Source organism: Pedobacter heparinus (assembly GCF_032678725.1).
GTDB lineage: Bacteria > Bacteroidota > Bacteroidia > Sphingobacteriales > Sphingobacteriaceae > Pedobacter > Pedobacter heparinus_A.
Window position 1 is genome coordinate 85998 of record NZ_JAVTSC010000017.1, and the last position, 18455, is coordinate 104452.

At 44.1% G+C, this 18455-nt stretch carries 10 protein-coding genes; 4 read left to right on the top strand and 6 right to left on the bottom strand.

The genetic code is table 11. The features are described 5' to 3' along the window. Window positions 1-25: 25 nt before the first annotated feature. Window positions 26-742: a hypothetical protein gene (locus tag R2Q85_RS21775; protein WP_316813916.1), complete on the bottom strand. Its 717-nt coding sequence runs from the start codon at window positions 740-742 to the stop codon at window positions 26-28. Between the two features lie 67 nt (window positions 743-809). Between R2Q85_RS21775 and tyrS the strand changes: the two genes are divergently transcribed. Then, entirely contained in the window at window positions 810-2096 is a 1287-nt protein-coding gene (gene tyrS / locus R2Q85_RS21780) for a tyrosine--tRNA ligase (protein ID WP_316813960.1), read from the top strand. Here the strand turns inward: tyrS and R2Q85_RS21785 are convergent. The 3 genes from R2Q85_RS21785 to R2Q85_RS21795 are packed head-to-tail and all read right to left on the bottom strand — an operon-like array spanning window position 2093 to window position 5894. Beyond that, a complete protein-coding gene (locus tag R2Q85_RS21785) occupies window positions 2093-3076 on the bottom strand; it encodes an acyl transferase (RefSeq protein ID WP_316813917.1) in 984 nt (327 codons plus the stop codon). The genes tyrS and R2Q85_RS21785 overlap by 4 nt on opposite strands. A 27-nt stretch (window positions 3077-3103) precedes the next feature. Then, a complete protein-coding gene (locus R2Q85_RS21790) occupies window positions 3104-3454 on the bottom strand; it encodes a hypothetical protein (protein ID WP_316813918.1) in 351 nt (116 codons plus the stop codon). A 4-nt stretch (window positions 3455-3458) separates the two neighbouring features. Continuing rightward, window positions 3459-5894 (bottom strand): penicillin acylase family protein, encoded by a 2436-nt coding sequence (locus tag R2Q85_RS21795; RefSeq protein ID WP_316813919.1) that lies wholly within the window; start codon window positions 5892-5894, stop codon window positions 3459-3461. Window positions 5895-6082: 188 nt separating this feature from the next. Here R2Q85_RS21795 and R2Q85_RS21800 point away from each other — a divergent pair, with 188 nt between their 5' ends. The 3 genes from R2Q85_RS21800 (at window position 6083) to glgB (ending at window position 13547) form a co-directional block, all read left to right on the top strand. Next, the gene (locus tag R2Q85_RS21800; protein WP_316813920.1) at window positions 6083-9007 is read left to right on the top strand and encodes a TonB-dependent receptor; all 2925 of its coding nucleotides are present in this window, start codon (window positions 6083-6085) and stop codon (window positions 9005-9007) included. 164 nt (window positions 9008-9171) lie between these two features. Then, on the top strand, window positions 9172-11637 hold the full coding sequence (locus R2Q85_RS21805) for a glycoside hydrolase family 31 protein (protein WP_316813921.1): 2466 nt from the start codon (window positions 9172-9174) through the stop codon (window positions 11635-11637). Further along, window positions 11637-13547 (top strand): 1,4-alpha-glucan branching protein GlgB, encoded by a 1911-nt coding sequence (gene glgB / locus R2Q85_RS21810; protein ID WP_316813922.1) that lies wholly within the window; start codon window positions 11637-11639, stop codon window positions 13545-13547. Before R2Q85_RS21805 ends, glgB begins: the two co-directional genes overlap by 1 nt. On the opposite strand, the gene R2Q85_RS21815 is transcribed toward glgB, so the two are convergent. Beyond that, a complete protein-coding gene (locus R2Q85_RS21815; protein ID WP_316813923.1) occupies window positions 13522-16260 on the bottom strand; it encodes a CHAT domain-containing protein in 2739 nt (912 codons plus the stop codon). The two genes, glgB and R2Q85_RS21815, sit on opposite strands and share 26 nt — an antisense overlap. Continuing rightward, complete coding sequence (locus R2Q85_RS21820) at window positions 16248-18329, bottom strand: PKD domain-containing protein (protein WP_316813924.1); 2082 nt, start codon at window positions 18327-18329, stop codon at window positions 16248-16250. Before R2Q85_RS21820 ends, R2Q85_RS21815 begins: the two co-directional genes overlap by 13 nt. Window positions 18330-18455 lie beyond the last annotated feature (126 nt).

Below are 18455 nucleotides of genomic sequence, written 5' to 3' on the forward strand. Positions count from 1 at the left end.
GTTTATATTAGATTTCATGAATCAATCAACTTTTGTTCAGTTCCCTTTCAATGTCATTATAGATGGTCAGGTAATCGTCTTTAATGCTGTTGCTGAACACGCTGAGCTGAAGGTTCAGTTCCAGCATTTGCTGCTCCGTAAATGGCTTGTCCCATAAGCGCATGCAGATGCGGTTGAGGGCATAGGAAATGTTGTCAATTTTTTGATAGCTGAAAAGATATCTGCTGGAGATGAAGTTGTTCAGGAATTTTAAAAAAACCGTGGTGTCGGCTAAGGAGCAGGTGTGCAGAAAATCATCCAGCGCAGATTTGTCGGCTTTGCCCAGCTGATCATAAAAAGTATTGATGTTAACGATCCCATCCACAGTTAACAGGTGGTCTAAAACCAGTTCCAGCCCAATATGTGCAAGAAAAAAGGGTTTAACAGGGCTGTTTTCGCAGGCTTTAACGATCAGTTGTTTCAGGTTATTGGTATGATGCCGGAAGAAATCTGAAGAGTGAAAAATCCGGTCTACCTCAATATGTCTTTCCCAGCCCTTGAGTATAGCGATCTGCTCTTGCTGTGTTTTAAAAAGATGTCGGATCTTGAGGGGATATAAATTATAGTCTTTATGTGCGTTCTTAATGAAATCTGGCAATACCACTCCCAATACCATATTTTCGTCTGGATTGTTCCGCTCAAAATAAAAATGGGATAAGAAGTTCATGCGGTTAAAAGTAGCGATTTTTGTCCGAAAAGCCATTTTTTACCTGTCTTCAAATTTAAGGATAACGCAGCTTTTCCTATATTTGCGCACAAATTAGATGATGATGACCAATTTTGTAGAAGAGTTACGCTGGAGAGGCATGTTGCAGGATATGATGCCTGGTACAGAAGAGAAACTTAATGAAGGGATGACCTCCGGGTATATTGGTTTTGATCCAACAGCAGATTCATTGCATGTTGGGCACCTTACCCAGATCATGACACTGATCCATTTTCAGCGTGCCGGACATAAACCTTATGCTTTGGTTGGCGGCGCAACCGGAATGGTAGGTGATCCATCGGGTAAGTCGGCCGAACGGAACCTTCAGACAGAAGATATGGTGGAGCATAACCTGGCAGGGATGAAACGCCAGCTTTCCAGATTTTTAAAATTTGAAGCTGCAGGTAATGGTGCCGTAATGATCAACAATGCGGATTGGTTTAAAGATATGGGCCTTTTCAGTTTCATCAGGGATATTGGCAAGCACATTACTGTGAATTACATGATGGCCAAGGATAGTGTTAAAAGACGGCTTGAGGGCGATTCCGGCTTATCTTTTACCGAGTTCTGCTACCAGCTGATTCAGGGTTATGACTTTTACTATTTATGGAAACACCACAATTGCCTTGTACAGATGGGCGGCTCAGACCAGTGGGGCAATATTGTTACCGGAACTGAACTGATCAGAAGGAAAGATGCAGGTACAGCCTATGCCATTACCACTCACCTGATTAAAAAAGCTGACGGAACAAAATTTGGTAAAACAGAAAGTGGTGCAGTCTGGCTGGATGCCGCAAAAACATCACCCTATAAATTCTACCAGTTCTGGTTAAATGCCTCAGATGATGACACCAAAAAGTGGACCAGGATATTTACGCTGAAAACCCAGGAGGAGATCACTGCTCTGGAAAATGAACACGATGCTGCGCCACATTTGCGCGTACTGCAAAAAGCACTTGCAGCAGACATAACCATTAGGACACATTCTGAAGAAGCACTGGAAACTGCTGTGAAAACGTCGGAATTCCTGTTTGGCAATGGTTCGCTGGAGTTTTTTAAAACTTTGTCTGAAAGCCAGGTACTGGAGATATTTGAGGGTATCCCTCAGTTTACCATTTCGAAGGAGGAGCTGGAGCAAGGCATAGATGCTGCTACGCTGCTGGCCGAAAAAACAAGTGTGTTTGGTTCTAAGGGAGAGGCCAAGAAACTGATACAAGGCGGAGGAGTAGCTGTGAATAAGGAAAAACTAAAAGATCCTTCAGATAAAATAAGCACAAATGACCTCCTAAACGGAGCATTCATCATTGTGCAAAAGGGCAAGAAAAATTATTATCTGCTAAAGCTACGCTAATTAACCAGCAGATTACAACCCCTGATATCGGCATTGTCAAAACGGCCCAGTACCTCAAATGAGCCATCGGGAAACAAGCGGCCCAGGTCTTGTGTGGCAATAAATGAACAGGAGTTGACGTTGGCCAGGTCTATTACATTGATGCCTCCTGTCCTGTTGCCGCTTACCAAACTTAAAGGATCATTGGTATCCCGCAGGCAGATCTTCATCCAGGGCGGGCAATTGAAAATTCCATTCCCCCCGGAATAAGCCTGAGAGAGCATTTCGGTCATGCCGTATTCGCTATGAATGGCCTTTACGCCAAAGCCATCCTGTAGCAGCTGATGCAATTCTTCGCGTACCATTTCTTTTCTTTTTCCTTTCATGCCACCGGTTTCCATCACAATCAGCTCTGGAAAATCCAGTTGATATTTTTCAATAAAATCGAGCAAGGCGTAGGTAACCCCTATAAGTATCGTTTTTTGATTGGCGGATTGCAGCCGTTGCAATTGCGTATAAAGCTCGGCATGGTTGTGCAGGAAATAACCACTGCCTGGATGTTTGCTTTGTTTCAGCAAGGCGTCAACCATGTAGATGAGTGAAGAACCCTCACGTTCCAGGTAAGAAGGCAACAAGGCCAGCAGACAGGTATTTTCCAGGTCTGGATAAAACTGTGCAAAGGTTTTGTTAAAACTTTGCTCATATAGGCTAAGCTGGGTTACCAGGTGTTGGCTCTGTGCTGTTCCGGTCGTGCCTGAACTACTGAACACCATTTCAGGCTTGTCTTCCGAACTGAGCACTTCATGTGTTTTGAAAAAACTGATGGGCAGATAAGGAAGTGCTGCAATGCTGCTGATGTTTGAAGGGTCAATCCTCAGGTTGTCGATATAGGCCTTGTAAACCTTGCAGTTGGCGGCCTGGTGTTTAAATACAGCAAGGCAGGTTTTTTCGAGGTCCTGCGCATTGCTGATCGAAAAAATTTGCTTGTTCAGATCATTCACGCGGCAAAAATACGCAAGAATTTTTAATTAGGAATTTGATTTCTTAACCAATACTGCTTTCCTGAAATGGTAGCCGCAAAAGCCACTTACAGCAGCAGTAAAAGCGCCAAGCAAGCTACTGAGCAGCAGGATCAGCAGCCAGGATTGTACACCAAACATTTCGGCAATGCGGCTTGCCAGGACATGGTTATTGGGTATGCTTTTAAAAAGTGCCATGCCCGTCCATAACAATAAAATGGCAAAAAAGGGTGCCCATAAGGATATTTTACCTGTTTTGCCGATCAAACCGCAAGTGGCAAAAGAGATCACAACAATGATCCACCAGGGTAAAACCAGCTGAAGTAAAAAAGAGAGGATAAGGATCACTATAAAAACCATGCTGCTATTTTTTGGATATTATTAACTGTGAAATAATTTTGGCGGTATTGTCGTCCGGGGCTTGCATTAAGTACAGGTCATAGAGTTTTCCGCTGGCCCAGGTATCTATCATGTTGTCATAAAAGGGGCTGCCCGGATTGCCGGATTGTCCTCCGGGAAAAACGCCATGTCCTTTCGGTTTTTTCCCCAGTTCAATCACCATTCTCCAGGATGGCCCATTGCTTTCGCTTAACGCATTAATGGTCATTTTACCGCCACCGGTTAACAGTATTTTGGAGCCAAAGCCGGGTATTTTGGCCAGATGCGGAACGTTGGTGTGTTTAAAATTTCCCCATTCCCAGGTTTTCCCGATAGCGCCGTATCTTCTTTCCAGACTGTCGCAGCTGTATTTAAAGGCTTCATTAACCAGATCTGCAAGGGTTTCTTTTTCAGGTGTATTTATATTGTCGATCCATTTGGAGTTGGGTTCGTGCAGGATGAGCTGTACGGTCCTGTCGCGGGAGGGGTAACGCATCGGGATATTGGCAATGGTAAATTCGTCGTCCCAGATGTTGAACTGCAGCCTTTTGGTCCAGAGGTCGAACACGCTGGCTGCGAGTGATTTTGCATCGTAGAATTTATTCCAGGAAGCAACGATGCGGAGAGCTTCCTGTTGTGTGGCGTTAAGTTTGTTCCTGTCAACCATGATCAGGATGGCAGGCAGGATATTTTGCGCATGGATGCTGTAGCTGTCCGTTTGCATGTTGATGATGCTGTCGGCAGTTGCTTTATTCATGGCGGTAAGCCGGTCGTTGATGCGTTTGCCACGCTCATACGGACTAAACTCCCAGTTGATATAATAGGGATAGCTTGGATCGGTGGAAGACTGGTTTGCCGAACTGACGAAATTTCTTGGCGGGTTTTTTACCGTAGGATTTTGTGCAGCCGGGATCCATCCCTGCCAGTCATTTTTAGGATCGGAGCCGTCCAGGATAAATTTACCCTGGTCTTTCCATTTTAGCGGGAACTTGCCGTTTGCGGTAATAGCGATATCATTTTCAGCGGAAGCAAAGATGAAATTCTGCGCAGGAGCGGTGTAAAAGGTAAGTGCCCTGCGGTAATCGCCATAATTTTTTCCCCTGTTTAACAGGTAAAAGGTTTTGAGTTCATTTGACTTTTCGTGTGCAATCCAGCGAAGTGCATTGCCTGTAGGAATATTTCTGGCTTTAGGGAAATCTGTGTGCTGTAAATAGACTACAGGGCCATGGTGTGTGTATATTACGGTATCGGTCACATTTTTATCACCCCTCACCACAATCTTTTCCAGCCGGCTGCTGGCATTTTTCCACTGGTTGTTGTACCAGTAAGCTTTATGGGTGTCGTCTTTAAATTTAATCTGATAAAAATCCAGTACGTCGGCAGCTACATTGGTTACCCCCCAGGCAATATCCTGGTTAAAGCCAATGATGATTCCCGGAGCTCCCGGCAGGGAAACACCGTACGCATTTAATCCAGGGGCATGCAGCTGGATCTGGTACCAGATAGATGGAAGTGTGAGGTCCAGGTGCGGGTCGTTTTCAAGAATGGGATAGCCTGAAGCAGTTTTTTTGCCGGAAAGGGCCCAGTTGTTACTGCCGATGCCTTCTTCCTTTTGCCTGGTCCTGATGTTACTGCTGAGTGTTTCATTAACAGCGCTGGGTGCAGAAGGCACAGGCAAGGGCTTAAAATCCCATTTGGTACCCAGCGGTATGATGGGTTCTTCTTTAAAAGGATAGTCGGGGAAGAGATCCTTTACCACAGCTGTACCAAATTTGTTCCTGATATTATTGAGGTAAAACTCATCAGAACCCATGGCCAGGACCGCCGACATTTGTTTTAAAAGCAAGGCACATTTGATGGGTGTCCAGTCTTCGGGCTTAAAATCCAGCAGTTTATATTCTACAGGGAGCTGAGACCTGGACAGGGAGTGGATATAGGCATTGATGCCGGCGGTATAGGCCAGGATCATTTCTTTGGATTGCGGATCGGCCATCATGCCCTCCAGGGAATTTTCTGCACCATAGACCATGCCCATCCGGCGCTGGTATTTATCCAGTTCTATTGCTTTTTTACCTACAACTTCCGATATTCGGCCCGCTGCAAAGCGGGTTTGAAAATCCATTTGCCATAAACGGTGCATAGCGGTAACATAACCTTGTGCAAAATATACATCATGGTCGTTTTGCGCAAAGATATGGGGGATCATGCGGTCGTCAAAAGCGATGTCAACGTTTTGGTAACAACCTTTCAGTGCAATTTTGTTTCTGGCTTTAACATTGGTGTTTTCGGCATTTTGCCAGAAACCGGTAAATGGGTTCAGGAATTTTAAGATGGGGGGCAGTGCTCCGAATTTTGTATGAAGGGTATATGCCAGCAATATGGGAATTAAAATGCAAATGAAAGCCTTTATTTTATTCATCATAACTCGTTGAAAGTATACTATCTTATAAATTGAATAGCTGTAATTATTGCCATGGCAATTTAACACAAAACTTAATTGAAATGCAATGAAAATTAGATTTTGTGAATGAAATAATTTGCCGAATAGAATTTGTTAATATCAAAAATTTTATTAAGTTTATGTTAAAATCAAACTAAATATAATAGCGTATGAGTAAAATGTTTACAAAAGCGATTTTTACACTTTTGCTAGCTATTGCCGGATTTACGGTGTATGCACAAAGTGTTGTGGTTAGTGGCTTGGTTACCGATAAGCAAACTAAACAACCAATACCAGGTGTTGGGATCACAGTAAAAGGCACGACCAGCGGCACTGCTACAGATGCAAATGGCAGGTATTCATTTAGTACAAGCCAGAAAGCCCCGTTTACTCTCGTTATTTCTTTTGTGGGCTATGCATCCGTTGAGCTTGAGATTAGCGGAAATACCTCAGGTTTGGCTACGGAACTGGAACCTACGGCTATTTTAGGGCAGGAGGTGGTGATTTCAGCTTCCAGAACACCGGAACGCATCCTGGAATCTCCGGTAACGATTGAAAGGATAGGTGCTGCTGCGATTAAGGAATTGCCAGGTGCTTCTTTTTACGATGCGCTTACCAATTTGAAAGGGGTAGAAGCGAGTACACAAAGCTTAACTTTTAAATCGATCAATACCCGTGGATTCAATTCCAATGGCAATACCCGTTTCAATCAGTTTGTTGATGGTATGGACAACCAGGCGCCGGGATTAAACTTTTCTGTTGGTAATATTATTGGTTTGTCGGAACTGGATGTGGATAATGTGGAATTACTGCCAGGTGCTTCTTCTGCCTTGTATGGTGCGGGGGGAATTAATGGTACTTTGCTAATGACTTCAAAGAATCCTTTCAAATATCCCGGGGTAAGTTACCAGTTCAAAACAGGGGTAAACCATGTAAATGATGACAATTCTGCAGTACAGCAATTTAACCAGCTGGATGTGCGGGTGGCTAAAGCCTGGAACAACCGCTTTGGCTTCAAAGCGACATTTTCTTACCTGCAGGCAAAAGACTGGTTTGGAAATGATTCCAGGAACTTTGACAGGGTAAATAATGTGCTGAAACCAGGAGACCGGAATTCGGACCCGAACTACGACGGCATCAACGTTTATGGAGATGAAGTGAGCCAGAATATGCGTAACCTTGTTCAGGGTAGCATAGAGCCTGCTATCCGGGCAGGGATATTACAGGCGTCGAACAACCTACTCGACCCGAGAGCGGCTTTGGGTAATGTTCCGGCAGGATCGAGTTATCCTGTCTATTTAAATTTCATCAGTAACAACATACCGGCCCCACTGCAGGCGGCAGTGGCCAATCAATACCTGCCATTTTATTTTGGCCTGACCTATCCGAGCTTATTGCCTAATGAATCTGTTTCCAGAGATGGTTACAATGAAGCGGACCTGGTGGATTACAATTCCAAATCTTTAAAAACTTCCGGTTCCTTTAATTATAAGATCAGCAATACGATTGAGGCCATCGCACAACTCTCCTGGGGTAGTGGTACTTCCGTGTATACAGGAGCAGATCGCTATTCTTTACGAAATTTCAGCATCGGTCAGTACAAACTGGAACTGAAAGGAGAAGATTTCTTTTTAAGGGGCTACACTACGCAGGAGCGCTCTGGTGATTCCTATATTTCTTCTGTTCTGGGGGTCTCTATCAATGAAGTGGCCAGCCCGAACAACACCTGGTTCCCTGCTTATATCGGGAGCTTTATTGGTGCGCGACTGACTGGCCAATCGGCGGAAGCTGCACATGGAACCGCCCGGATAGCCGCAAACAGTACAGGGAAGGGCAGGCTTTTACCAGGAACTGTGGCTTTTGAAAATACCAAGCGCCAGATCATGAACACGAACATCAGCGCCACCAATATCAATCTTGTTGATCCTTCAAAGAGTGTGTATGGAGCCAGATTTGATGATAAAACCAATTTGTACCATTATGAAGGGATGTATAATTTCAGTAATGCGCTGAACAATGTAGTTGAACTGCAGGTAGGGGCTTCCTCGAGGTTGTACCAGCTGCGTTCGGGTGGAACTATTTTTGATGACCTTAACGAAGACCTGAACATCAATGAATACGGTGCTTTTGCCCAGCTGGGTAAGAAATTATTTAAGGACAAATTTAAGCTGACCTTTGCAGGGCGTTATGACAAGAGTACCAATTTTGAAGGCAGGTTTACCCCTAGGGTTACCGGAGTGCTCACTGTAGCCGAAAACAACAACATCCGCGTTTCTTATCAGACAGGCTATCGCAACCCCACCACCCAAAACCAATATATAGATCTTTCTGTACTTGGCGGAGCAACCAGGCTGATCGGAGGCTTGCCAAAAAGTTTGAACAAATATAACCTGTACACTGATAAAGGTGTTTTAAGAAAGGATTATATTGCCTACCTGGCCTCGGTAGCGTCAAGCCCTACCAATACCGGTGATCCGACTTTGCTGGTGCCTTATACCTTTGATGCAAAGGGGCTACGCCCGGAAAGTGTGGAGTCCTATGAATTGGGGTATAAGGGATTGATCAGCAAACAATTGCTGATTGATGCTTACGGATATTACAATACCTATAAAGATTTCATCACTGCCATTACCCTGTACAGAGGCCTGACAAGTTATGGAGTCCCTGTAAATGCAGCAGGTAATGTGAATACTTATGGCGCCGCATTAGGACTGGATTATTTATTGGGTAAATATACTTTAAGCGGAAATGTTTCCTATAACGAGATTGGTGACCTGCCGGCTGATTATGACAATGACTTCAACACACCTAAAATACGCTATAACCTTGGCCTGGCGAACAAGGAGATCATTAAAAATGTAGGTTTCAATGTCCAGTACCGCTGGCAGGACAAATACCATTGGTTCTCCTCCTTCGTAGTAGGCGATGTACCGGCATTCTCTACATTTGATGCCCAGGTTAATTTGAAAGTACCTTCTGTCAATTCTATGATTAAGATCGGAGGTTCAAACATCTTAAATAAATATTATATTACTTCCTTCGGTAATCCGGCTGTAGGTGCGCTTTATTACGTATCTTATACTTTTAATCCGTAAAACATTTATGCACATTTATTAAGCCCTGTCCCTTAGGGCGGGGCTTTTTCATTGGGGTAATTTTAATATCACAATAATCCTTTGGTTTTAATAGAAATTTTAACACCTTAGTTGTATAAAGTACACGAAGTAGAGCCGTCGTGTCTCTACAAAAGGGGGATTTCATGGAAGAATTAAATAAACAAAACAAGGAAATAAACGATATAAACACAACGGAAGCAGTTGAAGAAGTTGTTCAGCATTTAAATAATCCCGTTTCGGGCCCGAAGCCAATTGTAAAAAAGTACCTGAGTACGGTACAGGAGGTACATACAGAAAGCAATAAATTCTATTTTTCTGATGGCGACGCCCGTGTGGAGATCAGGGTGGTCAGTGATGAGATCATCAGGGTAAGGCTGGCCCCGCATGGGGTTTTCCTGGATGACTTCTCTTATGCCGTGCCTGTAGTAGATCAAAAGGTAACCACTTTTAAAATGGAGGAGCAGGAAGAACATTACCTGGTGGCGACAAATACCATTACCTGTAAGGTCAGAAAAAGTGATTTTCACGTTTCTTTTATAGAAAACCAGAGCCAGATGCTGATGAGTGAGGATGAATCACCAATGCACTGGGAAGAGAATATAGAATTTGGTGGTTATTATGTGTATGCCACTAAAAAATGCCTGCCAGATGAGAATTTTTACGGTTTGGGGGATAAGTCGGGAAATATGAACCTGCGCGGACGTCATTTTCAGAACTGGAATACGGATGCTTACTCTTTTGGCTGGGACCAGGATCCCTTGTACCGCACCATCCCTTTTTATACCGGCGTCCATCAGGGTGCAGCTTACGGGATATTCTTTGACAATACCTTCCGCTCGTATTTTGATTTCGGAAAGGAAGATAATACCAAAACCAGTTTCTGGGCGGATGGAGGCGAGCTTCAGTATTATTACATCCATGGCCCTCACCTGATGGATGTGGTAAAAAGATACCAGAGCCTGACCGGTACCCATCCTATGCCTCCAAAATGGGCTTTGGGTTTTCATCAATGCCGCTGGAGTTATTATCCGGAGAAAAAGGTGAAAGAAATAGCCGATGGTTTCCGGTCAAGAAATATTCCGTGTGACGCCATTTACCTGGATATTGATTACATGGATGGTTACCGTTGTTTTACCTGGAACAAAAGCCATTTTCCTGATCCCAAAAGGATGATCAAGGAACTGGCTAACGATGGGTTTAAAACAGTAGTGATGATCGATCCCGGAATTAAGGTAGATGACAATTACTGGGTATTTAAAGAAGGTAAAGAGAACAATTATTTTTGCCGCCGCAGTGACGATTATTTTATGGAGGGCCACGTATGGCCTGGCCGGTGCCAGTTCCCGGATTTTACCAATCCGACTGTACGGGAATGGTGGGGTAAATTGTATAAAGAGCTGGTAGATATCGGTGTAGCCGGGGTTTGGAACGACATGAATGAGCCTGCAGTATTTGGCTCTGGCACCTTCCCTAATGATGTAAGGCATAATTACGATGGATACAGGGGTTCGCACCGCAAGGCGCACAATGTATATGGGATGCAGATGGTACGCTCCACCTATGACGGACTTAAGAAACTGATGCGCAATAAGCGTCCATTTACCATTACCCGGGCGGGTTATTCGGGCATGCAGCGCTACGGCTGCGTATGGACGGGAGATAATGTAGCTACCTGGGAGCACCTTAAGATTGGCAATATCCAATGTCAGCGCATGTCGATTTCAGGGGTGCCATTTTGCGGAACAGATATAGGCGGGTTTAGCGGAGAGCCGGACGGAGAGTTGTTCACGCGCTGGATCCAGCTGGGTACCTTTTCGCCATTTATGCGTGCGCATTCGGCCGGAGATACGGCGGAACGTGAACCCTGGAGCTTTGGTGAGCCTTATACCAGCATCAACAGAACTTATATAGAATTGAGGTACAGGTTGATGCCATACCTGTACTCGGTATTTTGGGAGCACCACCGTTATGGCTTCCCTATACTGAGGCCTTTAGTAATGCTGGAACAGGAAAACAGCAGCAACAGCTATCGCCAGGATGAGTTTACTTTTGGCGACAAAATACTCGTATGCCCGGTACTGGAACAGGGAGCAGTATCAAGAATGGTTTACCTGCCTAAAGGCAAGTGGTATAATTTCTGGACACATGAAGTTTTAAACGGGGAGAGTGAACACGATATCAAAGCACCTTTGGCGCAGATGCCGCTATTTGTAAGGGCGGGATCTGTGGTGCCAGAATACCCGGTAATGCAATATGTTGGAGAAAAGAATATTGATGAGGTATTATTAAACGTATATTACACAGATTACGAGGTGAATTCATTCCTTTTTGAAGATCATGGCGACACTTTTGCCTATGAGCAGGACATTTATTCGGAAAAGAAATTCAGTGTGAAGGGTACAGCTTATCAGCTGAGTATTGAACAAAGTGTAGATGGATTGTATACGCCAAATTATGAGTGGTATGATTACAAAATTATTGGCCTGCCGTTTAATGTAAATAAGGTTACTGTGGACGATAAGGAGGTTGTGGATTATCATCTGGATGAGCACAGTTGTCTGCGTTTTAAATCAAATAAGAATTTTACCAGTATAAAAATATATAACTAATGAGAGCAGTGCTTGTCCATAGCTTATTCAGTGATTTTGATATTTCTTTATTTGTTTCTGGTAAGCACTTCAGGCTATATGAGAAATTTGGTGCGCACCTGATCAATGTTGATGAGGTAGCTGGTACTTATTTTGCAGTTTGGGCACCTAATGCCCAGACTGTACATGTAATCGGCGATTTTAACCAGTGGAGCAGAACCGGCCATCTCTTAAACAGACGTCTGGATTCCTCCGGCATATGGGAAGGTTTTATCCCGGGGATTGGTAAGGGGGACTTGTATAAGTTTTTGGTAAAAGGTTTTGATGGTCTGGAAGTAGAAAAAGGGGATCCTTATGCCAAAAGATGGGAACATCCGCCTAAAACGGCTTCTATAGTTTGGGATAACGAGTACAAATGGAAAGATAAAGCCTGGTTAAATAAACGGCCAAAGCTAAATGCGCTAAATAAGCCCATGTCGGTTTATGAGGTGCACCTGGGTTCCTGGCAGCGTGATCCGACCGAGCCGGACCGGGTATTGACTTATGTGGAAATTGCCAATAGCCTGGTGCCTTACGTCCTGGACATGGGCTTTACCCATGTGGAGCTGATGCCTTTAATGGAATATCCTTATTTTCCATCCTGGGGATACCAGATCACCGGGTATTTTGCGGCAAGTTCCAGGCATGGTACCCCGCAGGAGCTGATGCACCTGATTAACGAGCTGCACAGAAATAATATTGCGGTAATTATGGACTGGGTGCCTTCGCATTTTCCTGGGGATGCACATGGGCTTTATCATTTCGATGGTACGCATTTGTACGAGCATTCGGATATGCGCAAAGGCTTTCATCCCGATTGGAAATCCTATATCTTCAATTATGACCGGAACGAAGTGCGTTCGTTTTTGATCAGCAATGCGCTGTATTGGCTGGATAAGTTTCATGTGGATGGATTAAGGGTGGATGCGGTGGCTTCGATGCTGTATTTCGACTTTTCCCGTAAAACAGAAGATGCAGCCAAAAATGAATTTGGAGGCACTGAAAACCTGGGTGCGATTGCCTTTTTAAAAGACCTCAATATAGCAGTTTACGGGAATTATGAAGGGGTGCAAACCATTGCGGAAGAAAGCAGCACCTATCCGCTCGTGACTCATCCGGTACACCATGGCGGACTTGGCTTTGGCATGAAATGGATGATGGGCTGGATGAATGATACCCTGAAATATTTCAAAAACGATCCGATCAACAGGAGGTACCATCACTATCAGCTTACTTTCAGCATCACTTATGCTTTCAGCGAAAATTTTATGCTGCCCTTTTCTCATGATGAAGTGGTGCATGGAAAATCGTCAATGATCTACAAGATGCCTGGTGATGAATGGCAGAAATTTGCCAACTTGCGGGTGTTGTATGCGTATATGTTTACCCAGCCCGGTACCAAGCTCCTGTTTATGGGAAATGAATTTGCACAAACGCATGAATGGGATTTTAAAAGTTCTTTAGACTGGCATTTGCTGGAACATGCGCCGCATATCGGGATGCAGAGGACCGTAAGGGCAATCAATAAGCTGTATGCTTCAGAGCCAGCTTTATATGAGCATAGTTTTTCTGCGGAAGGTTTTGAATGGATCAACGCAGATGATGCCAGGCATTCCATTTATAGCTATATCAGGAAAGGCAAAAAGGCAAAAGATACCCTCATCGTCATTTTAAACCTGACGCCTGTTTACAGGGAAAATTACAGGGTGGGACTGCCTTTCAGGGCGAAATGGAAGGAAATATTTAACACGGATGCCAAAGAATTTTTTGGCAGCGGAAAGCTGAACAATAAACTGATACTTCCTGAAAAAGTAGCCTGCCACAACAGGGATTATTCGGTTGTACTGAATATTCCGCCTCTGGCTGTTACGATCCTGAAGCAGGGTGTTTAGTTTTTTTTCTGAGCTTTAACAGGTAATACATACCCAGTATTGCAGGGAGCAGCAAGGCTGCCGGTTGTCCGTAGGTTTTGAAAATACTGCCGGCCGGTTTTAAGGCGATCTTTTTATCATAGCCCATGTAAATGAGGGCGTCCCAGTAATAGGGCAGGTATTGCTGTGCCTGGTGCTGCTTGTTTTGCAGCCAGCTTAATTTGGCATGGTGCAGGGCCATACTGACATCCTGCCCCAACAACAGGTTGCTGTAGCAGCTTGCGGTGATTTCTGATGCCGCCAGGTCGTTTACATTCCATAAGCCAGCTATAGTGCCACCGGTACCTATTGCAGCAAAACCTCTGCTCAAGCTGATAATGCCCTCACTGGCATTCATGATACCGTCCGCTGTTCTGCAAGCGCTTAAGACCACCAGGTCTGGAGCCGTTTTTCTTGCAGATAGCTCAAATAAAAATACCTCATTATCGTTAAAGGCCAGGGTGGGTTCTTTTTGTTGTCCAGACAGATAGGCATGGGTGCTGATGTGCAAAACATTGGCCTGGTCAAAAGCCTTAAAAAAATCTTTTGCGCCTGCATCTCTATCTTTCATGAACCGGCCCTTCACGATCTTTTCTATGGTCTCAGCTTCTCTGGCTACAGCAGGGAGGAATTGCTTTTTTTTATTTTGATGGGTAATGAACAAACCTGCAAAGTTGTTGGCGTGGGCAGTTTTTTTTGTCGCCTGGTTGATCCAGGTTTGAATGGAAAAGGCATAGGCGATGCGCTGGCTCCTGATCAGGTATGGCCAGTTTGCAATAGAAGACTGGTAGTCTTTATGGGTAATCAGCCCGTCAAATGACAGATAGCCTATGATTTCGTCCGGTATGATGATGAGTTTGCTGTCCTTATTGAAATTAAAGCCCGAAAACAGGCTGTTGTAAATTTGATTCGAAGCTTTAAAAAAAGTTTTAGGCTGGTTCATCATTGCTGAGGGACCTTTATGGTAATAGGTGCTTACAAAATTGAAGATATTTTTTTTGACTGCCGGGGCCGAGTGAATTTGTTTGATGTGCTTTACCCTTTTGCCATAGATTTCCACTACATAAAGCTTTTCGGCTCCGAAAAAGAATTCCATAAAATGAGCCTGGGCAGGCAACTGGTTTAACAGATTCGTTGTACCAGCAGCAACAGGACTGTCATTATTTACTGCCAGAGATGGATAGCGTTTAACCAGCTCTTTTTCCAGCGCTTCCAGTTTAAATTTAAGGACGGCATTGCGTTGTTCTATCTCTTTTATACCTGCAGTATTTTGGAGAATTTCTCTTTCATTATAAGCAATGGCCTGTTCCAGTTTTGTTTTTTGCTGAAACAGCGTGTCTTTACTGGAAAGTGTCAGTTGTTGTTGGTTTTTACGGATGTCGTCCAGTAGCGTGCGTGCCTTGGTTTGCTCAATCACCTCCATAATGCTGACTGCATATTGGTGTTGCTTTGTTTTTTTAAGCAGGTCGAAAGCTATGGAAATGGCCCTTTCTGCAATTTGTTTGGTTTCCGTCTGGAAACGTTGCCTGGTTTTTACATCTGCCAGTTCAAAGCGGATCTTATCGGCTGCAAGTAGAGATAAACGTATATTGAGTAGTGATTCTTCTTCCTTGTTCAACAGCCTGCAGGCCAGTGATCTTTGGTAAAAAACCTCCATCAGACGGTTGTCGCCAAATATCCGCTTTACATTGAGCTGTCCGGTATCATCCAGCAAACCAAAGGAAGTTAATGCCTGGTTAAAATAATCCAGGGCAGCGGCGGCCTGCTTTTGGGCAAGTTTAAGCTTACCCATCTGGATTAAGGTATAGGCCTTTTCCCTTAGCCTGTTGCCTTTATAATATTGAAGGTTAATGTTTAGGGCCTGTTGATAATGGTTTTGGGCCTGGCCGAAGTTTTTTTTCTTTAACTGGATGTCGCCGGCCGTAATGTAACTGCTTAAAAGCCAGTAAGCACTTTCAAAATCAGGACTGCGCATCTTTTGGCGGGCAATATTCCTGCTGATCAGTTTTTCTGCAAGTTCGAATTCTCCTTTATCATTGTAGATATCAGCCAGGGTATTGTCTAGCAGAATCAGTTCGGAGGCTGCAGTGCCGGTCTTTGCTTTAGCCGACAGGATACAGGACACTGCGTTCCTGAAATCACCTAAAGAGCGGTAGGAGATGGCCATGTTGTTGTAAATAGCAATAGCCAGCGGGTCATTGTGCTCTTTTTTAGCGTATTCAAGTGTTTTTTGCTGAATGAACAATGCTTTTTCGTAATCGCCCAAACGCGTATAATTGTTTGCCCAGGGCTTCAGGATATAATCGGCTATACCTTCTACATTCAGTTGATGTGCAGTATAATAATTATAGGCCTGCTCATAACAATTGATGGATTGCAGGATATTGCCAGCATACATCTGGTTATAGCCCTGATTGCTGAGCAGCATCAGCCAGGCTTCCTTTTCCGGGCTGCTTGCCGGCTTTCGCCAACAATCCAGTTCGCTGCGCATCAAAAAGGGGAGGCTTTCCCTGGGATGCTGATAGCTGTAATCTATCCTGGCATAGATCCATTCGGAGAGGTTATTTTTTTCTTTTAAGGAATCAAGTGTCTGATGGAGATATGGAGGTAGCTTTGCCGCGGTTTGTGCAGCCAGAAAACCGGGAAATAAAAAGCAAAAAAGAAATATACACAGTTTTCTGGCTAAAATTTCCATGTTAAATAAGTAATTAACCGGTTATCTGAGCCTTGCAGGGTATATAGATACCTGAAACCAATGGAAGGGCCAACATGCACTTTACCCAATTGTATGTCGGCAAATAAGGTGTTTTGAAAATCGTTAAAACTTTTACTAACCTTGCTGAACGATTTTTTGATGCTCCCTTCCTGACCGGTTCCAACAGCAGTTAACAGTTCGTATACTGCAGTTTTGCCCGGAGTAGCTTGTTCATTGATGTTGAAGGAAACCAGGGTGCCAATTCCTGCCCCGATGTATTTATTGAAATTGTAACGCAACTGGGCCGGAACAATGTTAATGGTGATCACTTTAATGCGGGCGGTGCTGTCGATATGTTTAAGTCTGGCTTCTTGTTGCTTTCCATCAATAACTACGGGTACAAGCCGGTCGTTGCCCGGGCTTCTGTTAACCAGATATTCTTTTTCTGCATAAGTGCTGCCATAGAGTTCTACCTGCCAGTAATACCTGTGCGGCGCATAAGGGGCCAGACTGACACCCAGGCTAATATTGTTTTGCCCGGAAAATGGGGTATTCCCATTTTTGAAAGGAAAGCCGTAACCGGCGATAATGCCTGGCGATAAGCCCATTTTATATTTTCCTGTGGCCCTGTTGGTATAGATGGGCTCATTTTTATCAAAAACAATAGCTGCCCCGCTTTTAAACGGTAATTTTTTAGGTTTTTCCTTAAAGCCAATTTTGTATTCGATGAAACCCATGGTAGAGTCCGCATCCTTAACACCTTTTTGCTGAAGGCCCGGCAGGTATATATTCTTAAATATAAAATGCAGGCTGTCGGCTGTGCTGAGGGTATCCAGGCAACTTTGGTTGGCATAGGCGGTATTGCAGCCGGTAAGTTTAGGTTTGGAATCTATAATTTCTACGGAGCCTTTGTTCAATACCGCTGCGATGGCTACACCTACATCGATTTTTTTTGCAGGTCCTTTGCCCGTATTTTGAAACCGCACCTTATAGCTGAGTTTTTTGTTTTTGCCGGTAAAACGAAAATTCATCCTGCTGTTTCTGAGCATCATTTTGTTGGGATCATGCGAGGCCACGATCTGCAGTTCTACCGTAAAAAATTCTGTTACAGCCAGGGGATTATCCGGGATAAACATACCGGTCAGTTTTACAACGGCATTGGTATCTTTGATCATTTCCGGTGTAGTTTTAAACTGCATGAACAGGAATTTCTCTTCTCCTGCTTTCAGGTTTTCAAATTTCCAGCTCTCATTTTTTCTGTAGGCTGCCATTTTTTCTTTGATCACTGCGCTGCCTTCAGGGTCAGCAACAACGGCAGACTCTCCGTATACAGGTCCATTAAGTGAAGCGTAAAACGGATATTCAGTATTTACTTTTCTTGCGGTTATCGCGCCCTGTTTTTCCAGGGAAGTCTTTTTTTCCTGGTTATAGGTCCTGGTTTCGGCCAGTTCGAAATTATCTTTGTTAAATTCTTTGTCGTTGTATAAAATGGAAACTGTACCACTAAGGTTTGACAGTCCGTTTTCCGCTTTATTGCGGTAACCAAATACCAGCATCATATCGTCACCTGGCTTGGGCATACAGTTTGTTTTAAGCTCAATTGCACCACCAGATTTAAAGAATGAGGATGGTTTTTGCTGGCTGGCAGCGAGGATAGGACGACTAGCCCCTGGTTTTATAGGTTTGGGGCGTGTTGGCGGGCGTTTGCCATCGTCATAGCTGTTGGTGGCAAATAAACGGACATCATACCTGAGTGTATCGGGGTAACTATGCAGAGGTTCTGTTTCAAAAGAGAACTGACCATCACCAAACTCCCAGAAATACGTATAAAACGGCGCTGGTGCACCTGCAATCTGGCGAAGCGGACGTAAAACAGCACTGAAGTTGACCACACCATTTTCTATTTTATGATTAATGATGGCTGGCACGGTATCCGCAGGTACAATAGCGGGCTGAACCGTTTGTGCTGCTCCGGATTGCTTTACCTGTGCGCAAAGGTTATCCGGCGTAGTTATTTGCAGTGAAATGATCCCTGTAAATAGTGAAATGAGGTGTAGCAGTTTTTTCATATTCGCTAATAAATTTAACAATATAATTAATAAATCAACAGGGTAACAACCTAAATCAGGTATTTTATGTAGCTATCCCCAAATATCCGGAAAAGCAAAAAGATAAAGCCCTTTAAGGGCCTTATC